Raw genomic sequence first — 16,154 nt, forward strand, 5'->3', positions numbered from 1 at the left:
ACCAGGAGACAAACAGTGACCACCAGCGAAACCGCGCCGTACGCCAAGCTCGCGGAGCACGCTTACCAGATTCGCCGCAACGCGCTGCGCATGGGCGAAGTGCAGGGCCAGGGTTATATCGGCCAGGCGCTCGATATCGCCGATGTCCTGGCCGTCGCCTACTTCCGCGCCATGCGCTATCGCGCCGACGACCCCGAATGGGAAGGCCGCGACCGCTTTCTGCTATCGAACGGCCACTACGCCATCGCGCTGTATGCCGCGCTGATCGAGGCCGGCATCATCGCCGACGAAGAACTGGAAACCTACGGAAGCGACGACAGCCGTCTGCCGATGTCCGGCATGGCGAGCTATACGCCCGGGATGGAGATGTCCGGCGGCTCGCTCGGCCAGGGATTGACGATCGCGGTTGGCCGCTGTCTGGGTCTGAAGCGCAAGGGCTCGGATGCCCGGGTCTACACCCTGTTCTCCGACGGCGAACTCGATGAAGGCGCGATCTGGGAAGGCTTAATGTCCGCGGCCCACTGGAAGCTCGACAACCTGATCGCGATGGTCGACGTCAACAACCAGCAGGCCGACGGCCCGTCGTCGAGCGTCATGGCGTTCGAGCCGCTGGTCGAGAAGCTCCAGGCGTTCGGCTGGTTCGTGCAGCGCGTGGACGGCAACGATCTCGCGGCCGTCGTCGCCGCGTTCGATGCGGCGCTCGCGCATCCTGAAGCGCAACCGCGGATCATCGTCTGCGATACGCGGATGGGTCGCGGCGTGCCGTTCCTCGAAGCGCGTGAGAAAAATCACTTTATACGCGTCGATGCGCACGAGTGGCAACTCGCGCTGCAGGCGCTGGAAGCCGGGAGAAACGCATGAGCGCCGCCGCACCGAAACCGCGTTTGAAGACGTCGGCGATGATCGCGTCGATCGCCGGAGAAGGGCAGATCACGCGTTCCGCGCCGTTCGGCCACGCATTGGTCGAACTGGCACGCAACCGGCCCGAAGTGGTTGGCATGACGGCTGACCTCGGCAAATACACCGACCTGCATCTGTTCGCGAAGGAATATCCCGAGCGCTACTACCAGATGGGCATGGCCGAACAACTGTTGATGGGTGCCGCGGCCGGCATGGCGCACGAAGGCGCGCAGCCGTTCGTCACCACGTACGCCGTGTTCGCCGCACGCCGGGCTTATGACTTCATCCATCAGGCGATTGCCGAGGACAACCTCGACGTCAAGATCGTCTGCGCCTTGCCTGGCCTCACAACCGGCTACGGCCCGAGCCACCAGGCGGCGGAAGACCTCGCCCTGTTCCGCGCAATGCCGAACCTCACGGTGATCGACCCGTGCGACGCGATCGAAATCGAGCAGATGGTGCCGGCCATTGCCGACCATCGCGGGCCCGTGTATGCGCGGCTGTTGCGCGGCAACGTGCCGGTCGTACTCGACGAATACGACTATCAGTTCGAGCTCGGCAAAGCGAAGCTGCTGCGCGATGGCGCCGAGGTGCTGATCATCTCGTCCGGGATCATGACGATGCGTGCGCTGGAAACAGCCAAGGCGTTGGCTGCGGATCGCGTCGACGTGGGCGTGTTGCACGTGCCGACCATCAAGCCGCTCGACACCGTCACGCTGCTGCGCGAAGCGCGCCGCTCAGGCCGCCTTGTGGTGGTGGCGGAGAACCATACGGTGATCGGCGGTCTGGGCGAGGCGGTAGCCGCCGTGCTGCTGACCAACGGCGTCACGCCGCCGGTCCGTCAGATCGGCCTGCCCGACGCGTTTCTCGACGCTGGCGCGTTGCCGACCTTGCACGACCGTTACGGCATTTCCACCGAGGCGATGTGCGACACGATCAAAGGCTGGCTGCGGTAAAGGTTCATAAGCGTCGATCAGCGCTGATAGGCGCCGACAAGCGCCACACTCATGTAGTCACCGATAGCAAACCATAAACTTCATATTCAGGAGATACGCATCATGTCAGAGTCACGTCTACTCGACGGCAAGGTCGCCGTCATTTCCGGTGGCGCGTCCCCGCGCGGCATCGGCATGGCGACCGCCCGCATGTTCGCGGCGCATGGCGCACGCATCGCCATCTTCGATCTCGACGAAAACGCCGCGGTCGAAGCCGCCGCGTCGATCGGGCCCGAACATCGCGGCTATGTCTGCAACGTGACCGACCGTGGCGCCTGCCAGGCCGCTGTCGAACGCACCGTCGCCGATTTTGGTTCGATCGATATCCTGATCAACAACGCCGGCATTACCCAGGCCGCCAAGCTGCTCGAGATCGATCCGGCAAGCTGGGACCGGATCCTCGACGTCAACTTGCGCGGCGTGTTGTATCTGTCGCAAGCGGTCGTCCCGCAGATGAAGAAGCAGAAGAGCGGCTCGATCGGCTGCATGTCGTCGGTCTCGGCGCAGCGCGGCGGCGGCATTCTCGGCGGCCCGCATTACTCGGCGGCGAAGGCGGGCGTGCTGGGCCTCGCCAAGGCGATGGCTCGCGAACTCGGCAACGACGGCATCCGCGTGAACTGCGTGACACCAGGTTTGATCCAGACCGACATCAACGCAGGCAAGATCAGCGACGACAAGCGCGGCGAAATTCTCGCCGGCATTCCGCTTAATCGTCTGGGCGTACCCGACGATGTGGCCGGCGCATTCCTGTTCCTCGCGTCGAACCTGTCGTCGTATATTACCGGCGCGGTGATCGACGTGAACGGCGGCATGCTGATTCACGGCTAACCCTGGTCCAGCAGGACGGGCCGTCTGGCGGGAGGCCGGCGGCGTCGATGGAGACCCTGTAGTAGAGAACAGACGACCGCTGCGAGCGACACGTGCAGCCGCAGCGGAACAGATTCGAAAAAAAACCATAACGACGCGCGATCCAGGATTGGAGGAAGACACCATGACTACCCGTTCTAACGCCCCGCAGGGCATCAGCCGCCGCACCTTTCTGAAGGCCGGTGCGGCCATGTCCGCCGCCGCGCCGCTATGGAGCATCTCGCGAAGCGCGATGGCGGCCCCCGAGTTTTCGTACAAGCTCGCGACCGGCCAGGACCCGACGCATCCGGTCAACATCCGCGCTCAAGAGGCGATCAATCACATTCGCGAAGCGACCAAGGGCCGCCTCGACATCAAGCTCTTTCCGCAGAATCAGCTTGGCTCCGATACGGATCTGCTCTCGCAGGTGCGCAATGGCGGCGTCGAGTTCTTCAATCAGGCCTCGTCGATTCTGGCCACGCTGACGCCGGCCGCAGGCATCGTCAACACAGGCTTCGCATTCAAGGACTACGACGCGGTCTGGAAGGCAATGGACGGCGATCTCGGCAACTACATCCGCGCGCAAATCGGCAAGGCGGGCATCGTCTCGGTGAGCAAGGTGTGGGACAACGGCTTCCGGCAGATCAGTTCATCGACCCGGGCGTTGCGCACGCCGGCTGATCTGAAAGGCTTCAAGATTCGCGTGCCGCAAGCGCCGATGCTGACCTCACTGTTCAAAGCGCTTGATGCGGGACCGGCGCCGATCAATTTCAACGAGCTGTATTCGGCGCTGCAAACCGGCGTGGTAGAAGGTCAGGAAAACCCGTTGCCGATCATCGCCACGGCCAAACTCTATGAAGTGCAGAAGTACATCAGCCTCACGTCGCACGTGTGGGACGGATACTGGATTCTCGGCAACCGCGCCGCATGGGAGCGTCTGCCTGCGGACATCCGTGCGATCGTCACGCGTGAATTCGAAAAGGCCGCGATGCTGCAACGCGCGGATATCGCCGCGCTCAGCCTCTCGTTGCGCGACGAGCTGAAAAAGAAGGGCATTACCTTTATCGATGTCGACCGCGGGGCCTTCCGCGACGCATTGGCCAAGACGAGCTTCTATCACGACTGGAAAGCCAAATACGGCGACGAGGCGTGGGGCCTGCTAGAGAAGTCCGTCGGAAAACTGGGGTAATGCAATGATCTCGATCTCCTATTCGCACGAGCGGCAGCATCGGTTCGCCTGTGCGCTCGACTCCGCCCTCGGCCATCTGGTGGAGATTCCCGCTGCCTTGCTGGTGCTCGCGGAAATCGTCGTGCTGCTGGCCGGGGTAACGAGCCGCTATCTGCTGCACGCGCCGCTTGTCTGGTCCGATGAACTCGCCTCCATGCTGTTCCTGTGGCTCGCCATGCTCGGCGCCGTGATCGCCTTGCGGCGCGGCGAGCATATGCGGATGACGGCGCTGGTCGGCATGGCGCCGCCGGGTGTGCGCGCCTTTCTCGACGTGGTCGCGATCGCCGCGCCGATCGCGTTCCTTGCGATGGTGATCGGTCCGGCGATCAGCTTCGCGCAGGACGAATCGTTCATCACCACGCCGGCACTCGAATTGTCGAACTCGTGGCGCGCGGCTGCCTTGCCGGTCGGCTCGGCGCTGATGCTGCTGGTCGCCGTAGTGCGGCTCGTCCGCATGGGCAACTGGCGGCTGACGCTTGGCGCGATCGCAACGGTCGGCGCGCTGGTCGGCATCTTCATTGCGCTGGGACCGCTGTTCCGCGATCTCGGCAATATCAACCTGCTGATCTTCTTTGTCGGCCTGGTCGCGCTCGGTGTGCTGAGCGGCGTGCCGATTGCCTTCTCGTTCGGACTCGCCACCTTCGGCTATCTTGCGTTGACCACGAATACGCCGATGCCGGTGGTGGTCGGCCGGATGGATGAGGGCATGTCGCATCTGATCCTGCTCTCGGTGCCGCTCTTTGTGTTTCTCGGCCAGTTGATCGAGATGACCGGCATGGCCGCGGCGATGATCGCGTTCCTCGCGAGCCTGCTGGGGCACGTGCGTGGCGGCCTGTCGTATGTGCTGGTCGGCGCGATGTATCTGGTGTCGGGTATCTCGGGCTCGAAAGCCGCGGATATGGCGGCGGTTGCGCCCGTGTTGTTCCCCGAAATGAAAGCGCGCGGCGCGAAGCCGGGCGATCTGGTGGCGCTGCTCGCTGCGACCGGCGCGCAGACCGAGACGATTCCGCCGAGTCTCGTGCTGATCACGCTCGGCTCGGTGACCGGCGTGTCGATCTCGGCGCTCTTCACGGGCGGCATGCTGCCGGGCATCGTGCTGGCGATTACCTTGTGCATCGTGGTGCAGTGGCGTTATCGGCGCGAAGACATGTCGGGCGTCAAACGTGCAACGGGTGTCGAGATTCTGCGCAAGTTCGTGATCGCGTTTCCTGCGATCGCCTTGCCGTTCGTGATTCGCGCAGCGGTGGTGGAAGGGATTGCGACGGCAACCGAAGTCTCGACGATCGGTATCGCCTACGCGGTGCTGGCCGGCCTGCTGATCTATCGCCGTTTCGAATGGGCGCGGTTGAAGCCGATGCTGATCGATACCGCGACGTTGTCCGGCGCGATTCTGCTGATTATCGGCGCGGCGACGAGCATGGCGTGGGCGTTGACTCAATCGGGTTTCTCGGGACAACTTGCGCAAACGCTCAGCGGTTTGCCGGGCGGCGCGGCGATGTTCATGGCCGCATCCATCTGCGTGTTCGTGATTCTCGGCAGCGTGCTCGAGGGCATACCGGCGATCGTGCTGTTCGGCCCGCTGATGTTCCCGATCGCGCGGCAGATGGGCATTCACGACGTGCACTACGCAATGGTGGTGATTCTGTCGATGGGCGTGGGTCTGTTCGCGCCGCCGTTCGGTGTCGGCTATTACTCTGCTTGCGCGGTGAGCCGCATTCATCCTGACGATGGCATGAAGCCGATTCTTGGGTACATCGCTGCGTTGATGGTTGGTCTGATCATTGTCGCTGCGGTGCCGTGGATTTCAACCGGCTTCCTGCATTGATCTGCTGACGTATGAGGCTGCGCTGTGCGGCCTCGTATGAAAGTCTTTCGCCCAATCCGATTCAATCCGCTTTGATTGCCGCCGCCCTGCATGCCAGGGCGGCGTAGAGGAGCCTTTTGTCATGTCCACCACCGAAGCTCAGTCCGCTGCACCGATTGCTTCGCACGCTTCGATCGTGCCATTGCCGCAGGCCGAGGCAGCGCAAACGACGCCGTTACCGCTCGCCGACGCGATCCGCTTCCTCTCCATCGATGCGATCCTGCAAGCCGGCGAGGGCCATCAGGGTGTGCCGCTCGGCATGGCGGAAATCGCAACCGCGCTGTTCACCCGGCACCTGAAATTCAATCCCGCCGATCCAACCTGGCCCGACCGTGATCGCTTCGTGTTGTCCAACGGTCACGGTTCGCTGCTGTTGTATTCGCTGCTGTATCTAACCGGTTATGCAGCGATCAACCTCGACCAGCTGAAGACCTTCCGCGAACTCGGCTCGCACTGCGCGGGACATCCGGAGTACGAACCGGCGCATGGGATCGAAGCGACCACTGGCCCGCTCGGGCAGGGTATCGCCAACGCGTTCGGGATGGCCATTGCCGAAGCGTATCTCGCGGCGAAATTCGGCAGCGAGCTCGTCGAGCACTACACGTATGCGTTCGTCGGTGACGGCTGTCTGCAGGAGGGCATTGGTCAAGAAATGATTTCGCTGGCCGGGCATCTGCGGCTGGGCAAACTGATTCTCTGCTGGGACGATAACCAGATCACCGACGACGGCAGCACTTCGCTTTCGATCAGCGAAGACGTCTGTGCACGATTTCGCGTGGGCGGGTGGCAGGTGATCGAAGTCGACGGTCACGATCTTGAAGCAGTATCCGCGGCGTTGACGATTGCGCGCGCCGACCCGCGTCCGTCGATGATCGCGTGCAAGACGGTCATCGGCCGCGGCATCGCGCGCTTGCAAGGGCAGCGCGGCGGGCATAGCGGCAAGCTATTTCAGGCAGATGCGGACGCGGCGCGCGAACAACTCGGCTGGCCGCATGCGCCGTTCGAGGTGCCAGCCGACGTCCTGAACGGATGGCGCGAGGCAGGCCTGCGTAGTAGTGAGGAATACAACGCGTGGCACGCGCGCCTCGCCGCCTTGTCGGATGCGCGGTGCGCCGAGTTCGAGCGGGTCCAGGCGGGCGGCTTGCCGGAAGGCTGGCGCGACGTGCTCGACGATTACCGCAAGCGCGCGGTGGAGCGTGACGAGCCGCAGCCTGGCATCACCGTGTCTGGCGAGATCAGCGATCTGTTCGCGCCGCTGCTACCTGAACGCATGATCGGCTGCGCCGATCTCGAAGCGCCCACGGGCCACAAGCGCCAGTTGCACGCTTTCACCGCCGACGACCGCAGCGGTGCGTACGTCCACTGCGGCGTGCGCGAACATCTGATGGGCGCGATGGCCAACGGCATGGCCGCGCATGGCGGCATCATCGCGACCAGCGTCACCTATCTCGCGTTTTCCGACTATCAGCGTCCGGCGATGCGCATGGCCGCGTTGATGGGCTTGCCGGTGCACTTCGTGTTCAGCCACGACTCGATCGGGGTCGGCAAGAACGGGCCGACGCATCAACCCGTCGAGATACTCGCCTCATTGCGCGCGATGCCGAACATGCGCGTGCTGCGTCCCGCCGATGCGGTGGAAGCGGCCGAGTGCTGGGCGCTTGCCTTGGAGCATCGACGCGGGCCGAGTACGTTGGTTTTTGCAAGGCAAGCGTTGCCACTGGTGCGTCGCGAGCACTGCACCGAGTCGTTGTCGCGTCGCGGTGCTTATGTGCTGGCCGAAGCGGAGGGCGGCGCGCGAGTCGTGACGTTGCTTGCCACCGGCTCCGAGGTCGCGTTAGCGTTGCAGGCACGCCGCCAGTTACAGGAAGAGGGCATTGCGACTGCCGTGGTGTCGATGCCATGCTGGGAAATTTTCGACGAACAGCATGCCGACTATCGCGCCGCGGTTTTGGGTTTAAACACGGTGCGCATCGGCGTCGAGGCGGCGCTGCGTTTCGGCTGGGACCGCTATCTCGGCGAGCGCGGCGGTTTTGTTGGGATGAAGGGCTTCGGCGCTTCCGCCTCTGCGGAGACGTTGTACGAGCACTACGGCATCACGGCGCAGCATGTTGTCGCCGAAGCGAAGCGGCATCTGTAAATAAATCATCGAGGAGATGAGCATGCAAAGAATCGTTTTTCTCGACCGCGCCACTCTTGCGCCGCAAATCGTCTTACGCGAGCCGCGCTTCGATCATCAACTGATCGAGCACGATCGCACGACGCCGGATCAATTGCTGAAGCGACTGGACGGCGCATCGATCGCGATCACCAACAAGGTGCCGTTGGCGAACGAGGTATTGGAGCAACTGCCGGATCTGAAACTCGTCGCGGTCGCCGCCACCGGCACCGATTGCGTCGACAAAGCGGCCTGCCAGCGACTCGGTATCGCGGTGAGCAATATTCGCGGCTATGCGATCAACACCGTGCCCGAGCACACCTTTGCGCTGATCCTCGCACTTCGGCGCAATCTGATCGCCTACCGCGACGACGTGCTCGCCGGCGAGTGGCAGAAGTCAGGGCAATTCTGCTTTTTCACGCATGCGATTCACGATCTGGCCGGTGCGCGGCTTGGCATCATCGGCGAAGGGGTGCTTGGGCAGCGCGTCGCGGAAATCGGCAAAGCCTTCGGCATGCTGCCGATGTTTGCCGCTCACAAGGGGAGGGAGGGTCTGGGCCCACTTTACACGCCGTGGGACGAGGTGCTCGCAACCAGCGACATCATCACCGTGCACAGTCCGCTCACACCGAATACGCGGAACATGCTGGCCATGCCCGAGTTCCGCGCAATGAAGCGCAAGCCTTTGATCATCAACACGGCGCGCGGCGGCCTCGTCGACGAAGACGCATTAGTGCAGGCGCTTGACGAAGGGTTGATCAGCGGTGCGGGTTTCGATGTGACCGCGAGCGAACCGCCCCCTGAGGACAATCCGCTGATGCGTGCGGCCGGCCGCTCGAACGTCATTTTGACGCCGCATGTGGCATGGGCGTCGGACGAGGCACAACAGCGTCTTGCCGATCAGTTAATGGACAACATTGAGAACTTCGTAAACGGCGCACCGACCAATCTCGTGCAAGGGGCGTATTGATTGACAGGGGCGCGGTGTCGCGCCGCGCGGATCGTCGGACGAATTGCGTCCGCGTCGATCGCGAAGAGAACTAGCTCGTTGCGGACAAAAATCCGGCCACCCCGGACGAGAAAATTGCCTTTCCCAAACTAGAAATTCGCTAGCATCGCACTGTAGTCTCCCGTGGCCACGGGCGCGGAGAATGCTCGCGGATTTCGGACAATTTTGCCTGGGCCTCGCGTCCGTTCAGCACAAATTGTTTTTTCGCATTAGCATACGTGGGTGTCCCGTGCCGTTCGGTGAAGTGAATCACCGGACCATTGCCGCTGGACCGTCAATGTGTGCGGGTCACGCAAATTATCCCCACATCAACCCATCGCAGGCCTATGCTGCGAACCTGCCGTCCGACATGCTTTTCGAGCGGGCGGCCATCATCAATCCAATCGCATCGATTGAACGAATCGTTGGTTAATATGAGGAAAGTACGTACATCATTGATAGTCGGAGTGCTTCTCGTCGAGGTGGTGTTCGGCGCTTTTTTACTGTTGCAAAAAAGCCAACGCTCGACGGACGACGCCGACGTCACGACGAATAGCTCAGCGGAATTGGCCGCGACTTCCTCCCAAGTGGGTGACGCTCATGTGACCGCGGGAACTATAGTCGGCGCAGCGCCTCTCTCCGGCAACACAGCGACTGACCCTAAACAGTCTGCTGGCGGGACTGTGGTGACGGAATCCGGCGCGCCCTCGCCAGCTAAAGTTGCCGTGCAAGTGCCGCAACTGAACACGCAACCACGCGAGCCGGTCGCGGTTCATGCTTACGTCGCGCCGAAGACCAACCCGGTGCCGCGAACCGAAAGCAGGCGTGACAGTCTGCATCGTCGTGGTTCGAATCTGGTTGCGTCCTCGATCACGGATCAGCTGGTCAAAGAGTCAGCCAAACTCGATCCGGCACTGCCGCCGCCGGCCCAACCCAGTCGTAACGACCCGTATCGTCCCGGCTCGAACCCGGTTGCGGCTGCAATGACTGATCAGCTAGTGAGAGAGTCCGCGAAACTGGATCCGTCACTGCCGCCGCCGAACCAGCCCAACGTGAAATAAGCGCGCGGCGCGAAGCGTGGGCGGCTACCGGTAGAACACGTAGTCCGCGAGATAGGGCGAGCTTCCGGGTTCGTGTTCCGTCGAGCACGGTGCTGCCGGCGCTAACCCGCCGACGGTATGCACGCGCTGTACATATCGCACTGCTGAAAGTGTGCCGCTACCGGACGTGCTATGCGTTTCGAGCAATAGCTGCGGTATGCTCGCCCGTGTTTCGCTGGGCTGCTGCGCGAGCACGTGGCCTACGATCCGGCTGCCATCTTCCGTTTCCCAGGACGGCCCCGCGCCATGCCGGACCGCAGCGTGACCGCTCGCATCGTAGAGCGTTGCTTGTGGGCTCTTGAACACCCATCCTAGACGACGCTGCGCGTCGAATTCACACGAGTAGTTCTGTACGCCGGACGCAGCGAGTGTCATCACGCGCTCGGCTTGGGGTGGGTCGATGGACGCACTCGGGGGACTTGCGGGCGGCATTGCACATGCGGCTAGCATGGATACGGCGATGGTTGCGAAGCTTGCTTGCGAAATATTTCTGAGCATGGATGTCACCTCGAGAGTAGTGCGCCGCGCAGCTATTGCTCCCCTGCTACACGGGAAATTCGATCCCGGACTACGCCAATCGCCTGCTTGAGTGCATAAACGTCATGGAAATAACGCTGCGGCATCTTGATCTGGTTGGCATGCGCATCGATGTGCTCGATCTCGTCCCGCCATCGCGCGATCTGGTCCGGAGTTGGATGGCGGTTTTTCCATATTTCATCTTCGAGCGCTTTGATCTCGCGATACCAGACAATCAGGCGTTTTTTTATCCGTGCCTCTGCCATGCGCGGCAACGCCTGCAGCAGGCCCAGCAATAAAGCCATGAAGGGAAGCAGGATCAGCAGACGTCTTTCGATAAAGCTGGCCAGCCAGAATGGCAGATAACGCTGCAGGAAGGGGCGCCCCGTTTTGAAGTAACGCTCGCTCTCCCCGGAAAGAGGAAATTCCTCGGTGTTCAGATTGGGAAACACGCCAAGCGGCGTGAAGTAATCTTCGCCGCCGTGGACGGTTTTGGCCGCGTCCAACAACAGGTAGGCGAGCGCGGGGTGCAGTGTGTCTTTGGAGACGAGCAACGCGGTGGCGGCGAGCAGCGTGACGTCGGCTTGCGGCAGATCGTTGACGACGCTGGTCGCGGCGCGCGGAAAAATAACCTTGGAGAGCGACGGGAATTTCTGCACCAGCGCATCGGCCTGCGCAAAACTCATCAGCTTGAGATTGCTGTTCAGCAGCGTTGTCTGCATGGGCGCATCGGGCCTGCCGATAAAGAAAGCCGCATCCACCTGACCGTTTTCGAGGGCTTGATAGGCTTTGGCTGCGTCCATTTCGAGCAGCGTTGTATTGTCCCGTGTGATGCCGCTGTACCCGAGCAATACTTGGGAGACGTTCAGCAGGCCGCTGCCGGGAATACCGATTGAAACCTTCTTGCCGCGCAGTTGTGCGAGCCGGTTGATGGTCGACTCGCCGCGGTAGAACACCCAGATCGGTTCATAGGAGACGGCGGCGATTGTCTGCAGGTGGTCGGTTTCTTGAGGGCTGGTGGTGCCGGACTGGATGAAGCCCACCTCGTATTCGCTGTCCGGATCCTTCAGCCGCTGATAGTTTTCGCTCGACCCCGACGAACGGCGGATATCGAGCGTAATGCCATCGCGTTTCAGGATGGGCGCATAGCGATCTGCAAAGCCGCGATAGATCCCGTTGTCTGCTCCAGTTGTGATGACGATTGTGTGGCGGAAGGCGGGCTCGAGTATGACCGAGACTCCCCAACCTAGTGCGGCCACCAGCAGTATCACACCGGCGATGAGTAGCCGCCGGCGACCCGGTGTCATTGGGACTTTTTCGTTGCGATGGAGCGCTGGGTTTTGCCTGGGCATTGTTTGCTGGTTTCGTTCGGCGCTGCTCGCCAGCATGGATAATGCAGCGCCTTGAACACCTTGTCCACATTCGCACTCAAGGTGACTATCGTCGCGATGCGTGAAAAATCAGTGCCTCGAGGCATGTTGCGCGCCATCCGGCACGAACACATAACCATGACTGCGGACGGTCTGGATGAACCTTGGCGCGGAGGGGTCTGTTTCGAGGATCCTGCGCAACCGCCATACCTGGACACCGACCCCTCGATCGGTATGATCGTCTTCCGGGCCGTGCAGCAACTCAAGCAAGCGCTCCCGGGTAAGCGTACGCATGGGGTTATTGACGAAGATCTTAAGCAGCGCGAATTCTCCCGCCGATAGCGTGAGCCGGCTGTTCTCTACGTTGAGCGTGCGCAACTGAAGATCCAGCGTGAATGGGCCGAATCCGACCACTGCATGTTCTTCCCGCGCGGCGGCCGACGCAGATAGGGTTTGCCGCCGCAATACGGCCCGCATGCGCGCAAGCAGTTCGCGAGGATTGAATAGTTTGCCGATGCAGTCGTCCGCGCCCATTTCGAGTCCCACGATCCGGTCCATGTCGTCGGGCCCCGAGGCCAGAATCACAGGGACGGTGTTGCCCGCGGCACGTAGCGTGCTCAGCGCTGCGAGGCCGTTCACCCCTTGCATGATCTGGTCGAGGACAATCAGATCGGGCGGGTTCCGTTCGATTTGTTCCCCGAGCGATTTCACTTCGTGCAAAACGGAGACCGCCATGCCCTCTCGTCCGAGGAAGTCGACCAGCGACCCAAGGAGTTCGACATCGTCGTCAACGACCAGTATTTGAGTTGTCATGGCAAGGAAATCGAACGCATAGGCCCGGAAACAGGTTTGCAATAGCGTTCGCTGCCCCATCACGGTTACCGGGTTTGCCGCGCCAGCTTTCAGTACCGTCAGACTGCTGGTGGCCCGCGAACGTCGTGCTCCAGCTTCTTTAACGGAGCGGCCGGCGAGAATCCGTCGCGGAGTGTCGATTTTTTATTTGCTCAACTCGCCATGCTGTTCTGGTCAGTGCATACGCCGCCTTACTGGGGTTGCACGCGGCGAATTGGCGGATAGTGAAACCTTTGTTCGACATGGACCGCGCTCGGTATGTAGATGCGCAGCATGATGTAAAACAATCCATCTGGCGCGGGTAGCCAGTTAGATCGCATCGCGGCGTCAAGCGGTGGCGTTGCCGATATGTGCAACGACAGGCCACGCTCATCGTAGCGAAGTTGCGGTGAGCGATCCCCGATGGAATGTCGGTCGATCGCGTTTTCCACCAGCATGCAGGATGCTTTGTCGTACATCGTGATCGACCAGAATGCCTGTGCCTGCGGCAGACCATCGGGTGGAAATGAGAGCTCGTAGGCATAGCGCCCGTCGAGCGGATGCCCTTCGTTGTCGCAATCGGCGGTGACGTACATCGCTTCCTCGACGCCGAGCGCACCGATGTAGTTCCTGCTGACATGCGCGCGCGTCAGGTAGTCATCGCCGAACGAAGCGCGCACTTCCACCGGCAGGAACCACCCGCCACCGAGCGCCGATGGTTGGGGCACGCCCAGTTCGCCGATCACCTGATCGAGCGCGCTGCCGAGCGTGGCGAGTGCGGGCGCCTCGAGCATCGATACGTCAATATTTGCACCGATGCCGACGGCTGCATAACGGGCGACGACTGCGGATTCGGCGGCCGGCGGAGGATTGCGCACGAGCGCCGCGTTGACCACGGCCGTATAAAGGCGCGGATCGCCGGTTGCCGCACGTCGCGCCACGCCGACGTCGAAACGCCGCTGCGCGGGTTTACCGCTGAGCGTCTTCAACACGAAGCGATCCTGCAGGGCATGCGCGGCGGCCAGATCGTCCATTCCGTCGACCAGGATGCGGCCGATCAGCCAGACGTCTCGCGTGGGACAGGCAATCGGCGTGAGATCGCCATCGACGGGCGGTGCAACATCGCCGTAATAGAGAAGAAAACGCCGCGCGCCATTGCCGGTCGTGCGCGTGCCAATGGATTCGAACGGGTTGGTGTAGAAGTCGAGCAGACCGAGTACGTAGTAGCGGGCCGCCGTGTCGGGCACTTCCAGCACGAGCGGTTCGTCGCCGACGTCCAGCCATGCGCTGAGGTATAGCGTGTCGTTGTTGGGCGTCACGATTTCGCGGTTGCGCGGACCCAGCAACTGGCGCCCGCGCACCATCTGATTGACCCAGCCAACTGTCGAATCCGGACTGTCGCCGGCAAATTGACCGCTGTCGTCGCGACGCGGGCACATCGCTGCGCGCGCTCGCGCCATTTCGAATAGTGGCAGGGTATAGAGCACCGCATCGCGGGCGAGTGCGGTGATGTTTTCACTTGCAGAACAAGACATGGATGCCGCTCCGGCTATGGACAGGAAGGAGTCGAGCCTACCGGGACGGCAAGATAACGGAACTAGGGTTTCGCTATGTTAAACACGTATGGAAGCGGGATAGCAGGCGTGCTTCAATGGGCACAAGCACGCTCCGAGCGCTTTTTCCGTACCAAACGATGGTTCCGAACCCACTCCGTAACCCCCAGTTCGCCACAACGCTCGCTCATGGCCTCGCGTTGTTGAACTGCTTCAAGGTGGACGACGCGATTCTCAGCAACAAGGACTTCGCTGAGCGCACTGGCCTGTCGAAAGCAACGGTGTCGCGGCTGACCTATACGCTCGGCATGCTCGGCTTTCTGCGCTATGACAACACCGTACGCAAATACCGGCTGGGCGCTGCGGTCGTGTCGGTCGGTTACCCTCTTCTGCAAGGCCTGCGTATCCGCGAACTGGCGCGACCGCTGATGAGGGAGCTCGCCGACGTGGCGCGCGGTTCGGTGTCGCTCGGTTTTCGTGACCGCTGGCACATGGTGTATGTCGAGACCGCGCGCGGTCATGAATCGCCGGCGTTTCGCCCGGATACCGGTGCAACGCTACCCATTCTCGCTTCCGCGATGGGCCGGGCCTGGCTAGGCCGCGCCGAATCCGCGCAACGCGCTGCCGTGCTCGAACAGGTTCGCGTCCGCGATCCTGCGCAATGGGACGCCTATCAAGCCGGTCTGGAGGGCGCTCTGCGCATGTTTGCAGAGCACGGCGTTGCACTCAGCGAAGGCGATTTCGACCGAGAAATCCATGCGGTCGCCGTACCGATGCGCGAACCGATCAATGCTGAAACTTTCGTTTTCAATTGTGGCGTGCCGCGCTTGCAACTGACCGACAGGACACTCGTCGACGAGATCGCTCCGCGCCTCGTGGCGATGGTGGACACACTCGAACGGCAGCTTGCGTCGCAGCATGTGTCCGGCGACGAAGCAGGGACCTCGCCCAGTCCGTTCCCCAAGCAAACAACCATGGACTCATTTCCCGACGACGACGACCGTCAATTCGCCTTCACGCTCGCGCGTGGTTTGGAAATCCTGCGCTGTTTTCTGCCAGGCGTTGCTGCGCTTGGCAACAAGGATTTCGTCGAGCGTACGGGTTTGTCGAAGGCAACGGTGTCCAGGCTTGCCTACACGTTGACCGAACTCGGCTACCTGCGCCATGACAAAGTGGCGCGCAACTATCGGCTCGGCGGCGGTGTGCTGTCGATGGGCTATCCGCTGCTGGCCAGTATGCGCATTCGACAGATCGCGCGCCCGTTCATGCGCGAGCTTGCGCTTCAGGTACGCGGGTCCGTATCGCTTGGCATGCGCGACCAGTCGAATATGGTCTACATCGAATGTTGTCCGGGAGATAAGCGAATTCGTGCGCGGCCCGACGTCGGTGCGGTGCGTCCGATTCTGCGGATGGCGATGGGACGGGCGTGGCTCGCGGCTGTGACGCCGCAGGAACGTGAAGTCGCGCTGAACCGGCTACGCATCGCCGTGCCGGACCAGTGGCAACTTTATGGCGCGCAGGTGCAGCAGGCGCTTCACGACTACCAGCAAGCCGGCGTTTGCTTCTCCTATGGCGATATGCAGAAGAACGCCTACGGCGTCGCCGCGCCGTTGTGTGCGCAGATCGACGCAGAGACGCTGGTGTTCAATTGCGCGGTGCCGGCACAATCGGCGCAGGGACGCCGGTTGATCGACGATATCGCACCACGACTCTTGACGATGGTCTCAAACGTCGAGATTGCGGCTGGCCTGCGGTAGGGCTTGCAGCGGTCGGGCCGCTCGTCTGTTCATGCCTGGTGATTCATTCGC

13 protein-coding genes are annotated in these 16,154 nt (G+C 62.0%); 9 read left to right on the forward strand and 4 right to left on the reverse strand.

All coding sequences use genetic code 11. The annotated features are described in order from the left end of the window. Positions 1 to 15 precede the first annotated feature (15 nt). The 8 genes from GNZ13_RS46470 to GNZ13_RS46505 all read left to right on the forward strand — a co-directional run bounded on the left by GNZ13_RS46470 (position 16) and on the right by GNZ13_RS46505 (position 10,037). Positions 16 to 861 (forward strand): transketolase, encoded by an 846-nt coding sequence (locus GNZ13_RS46470; RefSeq protein WP_172177686.1) that lies wholly within the window; start codon positions 16 to 18, stop codon positions 859 to 861. After that, positions 858 to 1,856, forward strand: a complete 999-nt coding sequence (locus GNZ13_RS46475; protein WP_172177688.1) for a transketolase family protein — start codon at positions 858 to 860, stop codon at positions 1,854 to 1,856. Before GNZ13_RS46470 ends, GNZ13_RS46475 begins: the two co-directional genes overlap by 4 nt. A 102-nt stretch (positions 1,857 to 1,958) precedes the next feature. Continuing rightward, the gene (locus tag GNZ13_RS46480) at positions 1,959 to 2,723 is read left to right on the forward strand and encodes an SDR family NAD(P)-dependent oxidoreductase (RefSeq protein ID WP_172177690.1); all 765 of its coding nucleotides are present in this window, start codon (positions 1,959 to 1,961) and stop codon (positions 2,721 to 2,723) included. Between the two features lie 163 nt (positions 2,724 to 2,886). Beyond that, positions 2,887 to 3,930, forward strand: coding sequence for a TRAP transporter substrate-binding protein (locus tag GNZ13_RS46485; protein ID WP_172177692.1), 1,044 nt, complete (start codon positions 2,887 to 2,889; stop codon positions 3,928 to 3,930). A gap of 4 nt (positions 3,931 to 3,934) precedes the next feature. After that, positions 3,935 to 5,794, forward strand: a complete 1,860-nt coding sequence (locus GNZ13_RS46490; RefSeq protein ID WP_172177694.1) for a TRAP transporter large permease — start codon at positions 3,935 to 3,937, stop codon at positions 5,792 to 5,794. A gap of 121 nt (positions 5,795 to 5,915) precedes the next feature. Then, on the forward strand, positions 5,916 to 7,970 hold the full coding sequence (gene tkt / locus GNZ13_RS46495) for a transketolase (RefSeq protein ID WP_172177696.1): 2,055 nt from the start codon (positions 5,916 to 5,918) through the stop codon (positions 7,968 to 7,970). Between the two features lie 22 nt (positions 7,971 to 7,992). After that, complete coding sequence (locus GNZ13_RS46500; protein ID WP_172177698.1) at positions 7,993 to 8,958, forward strand: D-2-hydroxyacid dehydrogenase; 966 nt, start codon at positions 7,993 to 7,995, stop codon at positions 8,956 to 8,958. 431 nt (positions 8,959 to 9,389) lie between these two features. Then, positions 9,390 to 10,037, forward strand: a complete 648-nt coding sequence (locus GNZ13_RS46505) for a hypothetical protein (RefSeq protein WP_172177700.1) — start codon at positions 9,390 to 9,392, stop codon at positions 10,035 to 10,037. Positions 10,038 to 10,061: 24 nt separating this feature from the next. Here GNZ13_RS46505 and GNZ13_RS46510 read toward each other — a convergent pair whose 3' ends face one another. From GNZ13_RS46510 to GNZ13_RS46525, 4 genes are all read right to left on the reverse strand, one after another. After that, positions 10,062 to 10,574, reverse strand: coding sequence for a DUF3455 domain-containing protein (locus tag GNZ13_RS46510; RefSeq protein WP_172177702.1), 513 nt, complete (start codon positions 10,572 to 10,574; stop codon positions 10,062 to 10,064). 32 nt (positions 10,575 to 10,606) lie between these two features. Next, positions 10,607 to 11,899, reverse strand: coding sequence for a TAXI family TRAP transporter solute-binding subunit (locus GNZ13_RS46515; RefSeq protein WP_172177793.1), 1,293 nt, complete (start codon positions 11,897 to 11,899; stop codon positions 10,607 to 10,609). A 153-nt stretch (positions 11,900 to 12,052) separates the two neighbouring features. Continuing rightward, on the reverse strand, positions 12,053 to 12,775 hold the full coding sequence (locus tag GNZ13_RS46520) for a response regulator (RefSeq protein ID WP_172177704.1): 723 nt from the start codon (positions 12,773 to 12,775) through the stop codon (positions 12,053 to 12,055). 230 nt (positions 12,776 to 13,005) lie between these two features. Continuing rightward, positions 13,006 to 14,328 (reverse strand): DUF1254 domain-containing protein, encoded by a 1,323-nt coding sequence (locus tag GNZ13_RS46525; protein WP_172177706.1) that lies wholly within the window; start codon positions 14,326 to 14,328, stop codon positions 13,006 to 13,008. Positions 14,329 to 14,444: 116 nt separating this feature from the next. Between GNZ13_RS46525 and GNZ13_RS54045 the strand changes: the two genes are divergently transcribed. Next, positions 14,445 to 16,103, forward strand: coding sequence for an IclR family transcriptional regulator (locus tag GNZ13_RS54045; RefSeq protein WP_328807403.1), 1,659 nt, complete (start codon positions 14,445 to 14,447; stop codon positions 16,101 to 16,103). Positions 16,104 to 16,154: the final 51 nt, after the last annotated feature.

This window comes from Paraburkholderia elongata, from assembly GCF_013177735.1.
Taxonomy (GTDB): Bacteria; Pseudomonadota; Gammaproteobacteria; order Burkholderiales; family Burkholderiaceae; genus Paraburkholderia; species Paraburkholderia elongata.

Bases quoted from the DNA above. Each gene is read 5' to 3' on its own strand.
- GNZ13_RS46475 (WP_172177688.1), top strand. From the start codon at position 858: ATGAGCGCCGCCGCACCGAAACCGCGTTTGAAGACGTCGGCGATGATC.
- GNZ13_RS46480 (WP_172177690.1), top strand. From the start codon at position 1,959: ATGTCAGAGTCACGTCTACTCGACGGCAAGGTCGCCGTCATTTCCGGT.
- GNZ13_RS46485 (WP_172177692.1), top strand. From the start codon at position 2,887: ATGACTACCCGTTCTAACGCCCCGCAGGGCATCAGCCGCCGCACCTTT.
- GNZ13_RS46490 (WP_172177694.1), top strand. From the start codon at position 3,935: ATGATCTCGATCTCCTATTCGCACGAGCGGCAGCATCGGTTCGCCTGT.
- tkt (WP_172177696.1), top strand. From the start codon at position 5,916: ATGTCCACCACCGAAGCTCAGTCCGCTGCACCGATTGCTTCGCACGCT.
- GNZ13_RS46500 (WP_172177698.1), top strand. From the start codon at position 7,993: ATGCAAAGAATCGTTTTTCTCGACCGCGCCACTCTTGCGCCGCAAATC.
- GNZ13_RS46510 (WP_172177702.1), bottom strand. From the start codon at position 10,574: ATGCTCAGAAATATTTCGCAAGCAAGCTTCGCAACCATCGCCGTATCC.
- GNZ13_RS46515 (WP_172177793.1), bottom strand. From the start codon at position 11,899: ATGACACCGGGTCGCCGGCGGCTACTCATCGCCGGTGTGATACTGCTG.
- GNZ13_RS46520 (WP_172177704.1), bottom strand. From the start codon at position 12,775: ATGACAACTCAAATACTGGTCGTTGACGACGATGTCGAACTCCTTGGG.
- GNZ13_RS46525 (WP_172177706.1), bottom strand. From the start codon at position 14,328: ATGTCTTGTTCTGCAAGTGAAAACATCACCGCACTCGCCCGCGATGCG.
- GNZ13_RS54045 (WP_328807403.1), top strand. From the start codon at position 14,445: ATGGGCACAAGCACGCTCCGAGCGCTTTTTCCGTACCAAACGATGGTT.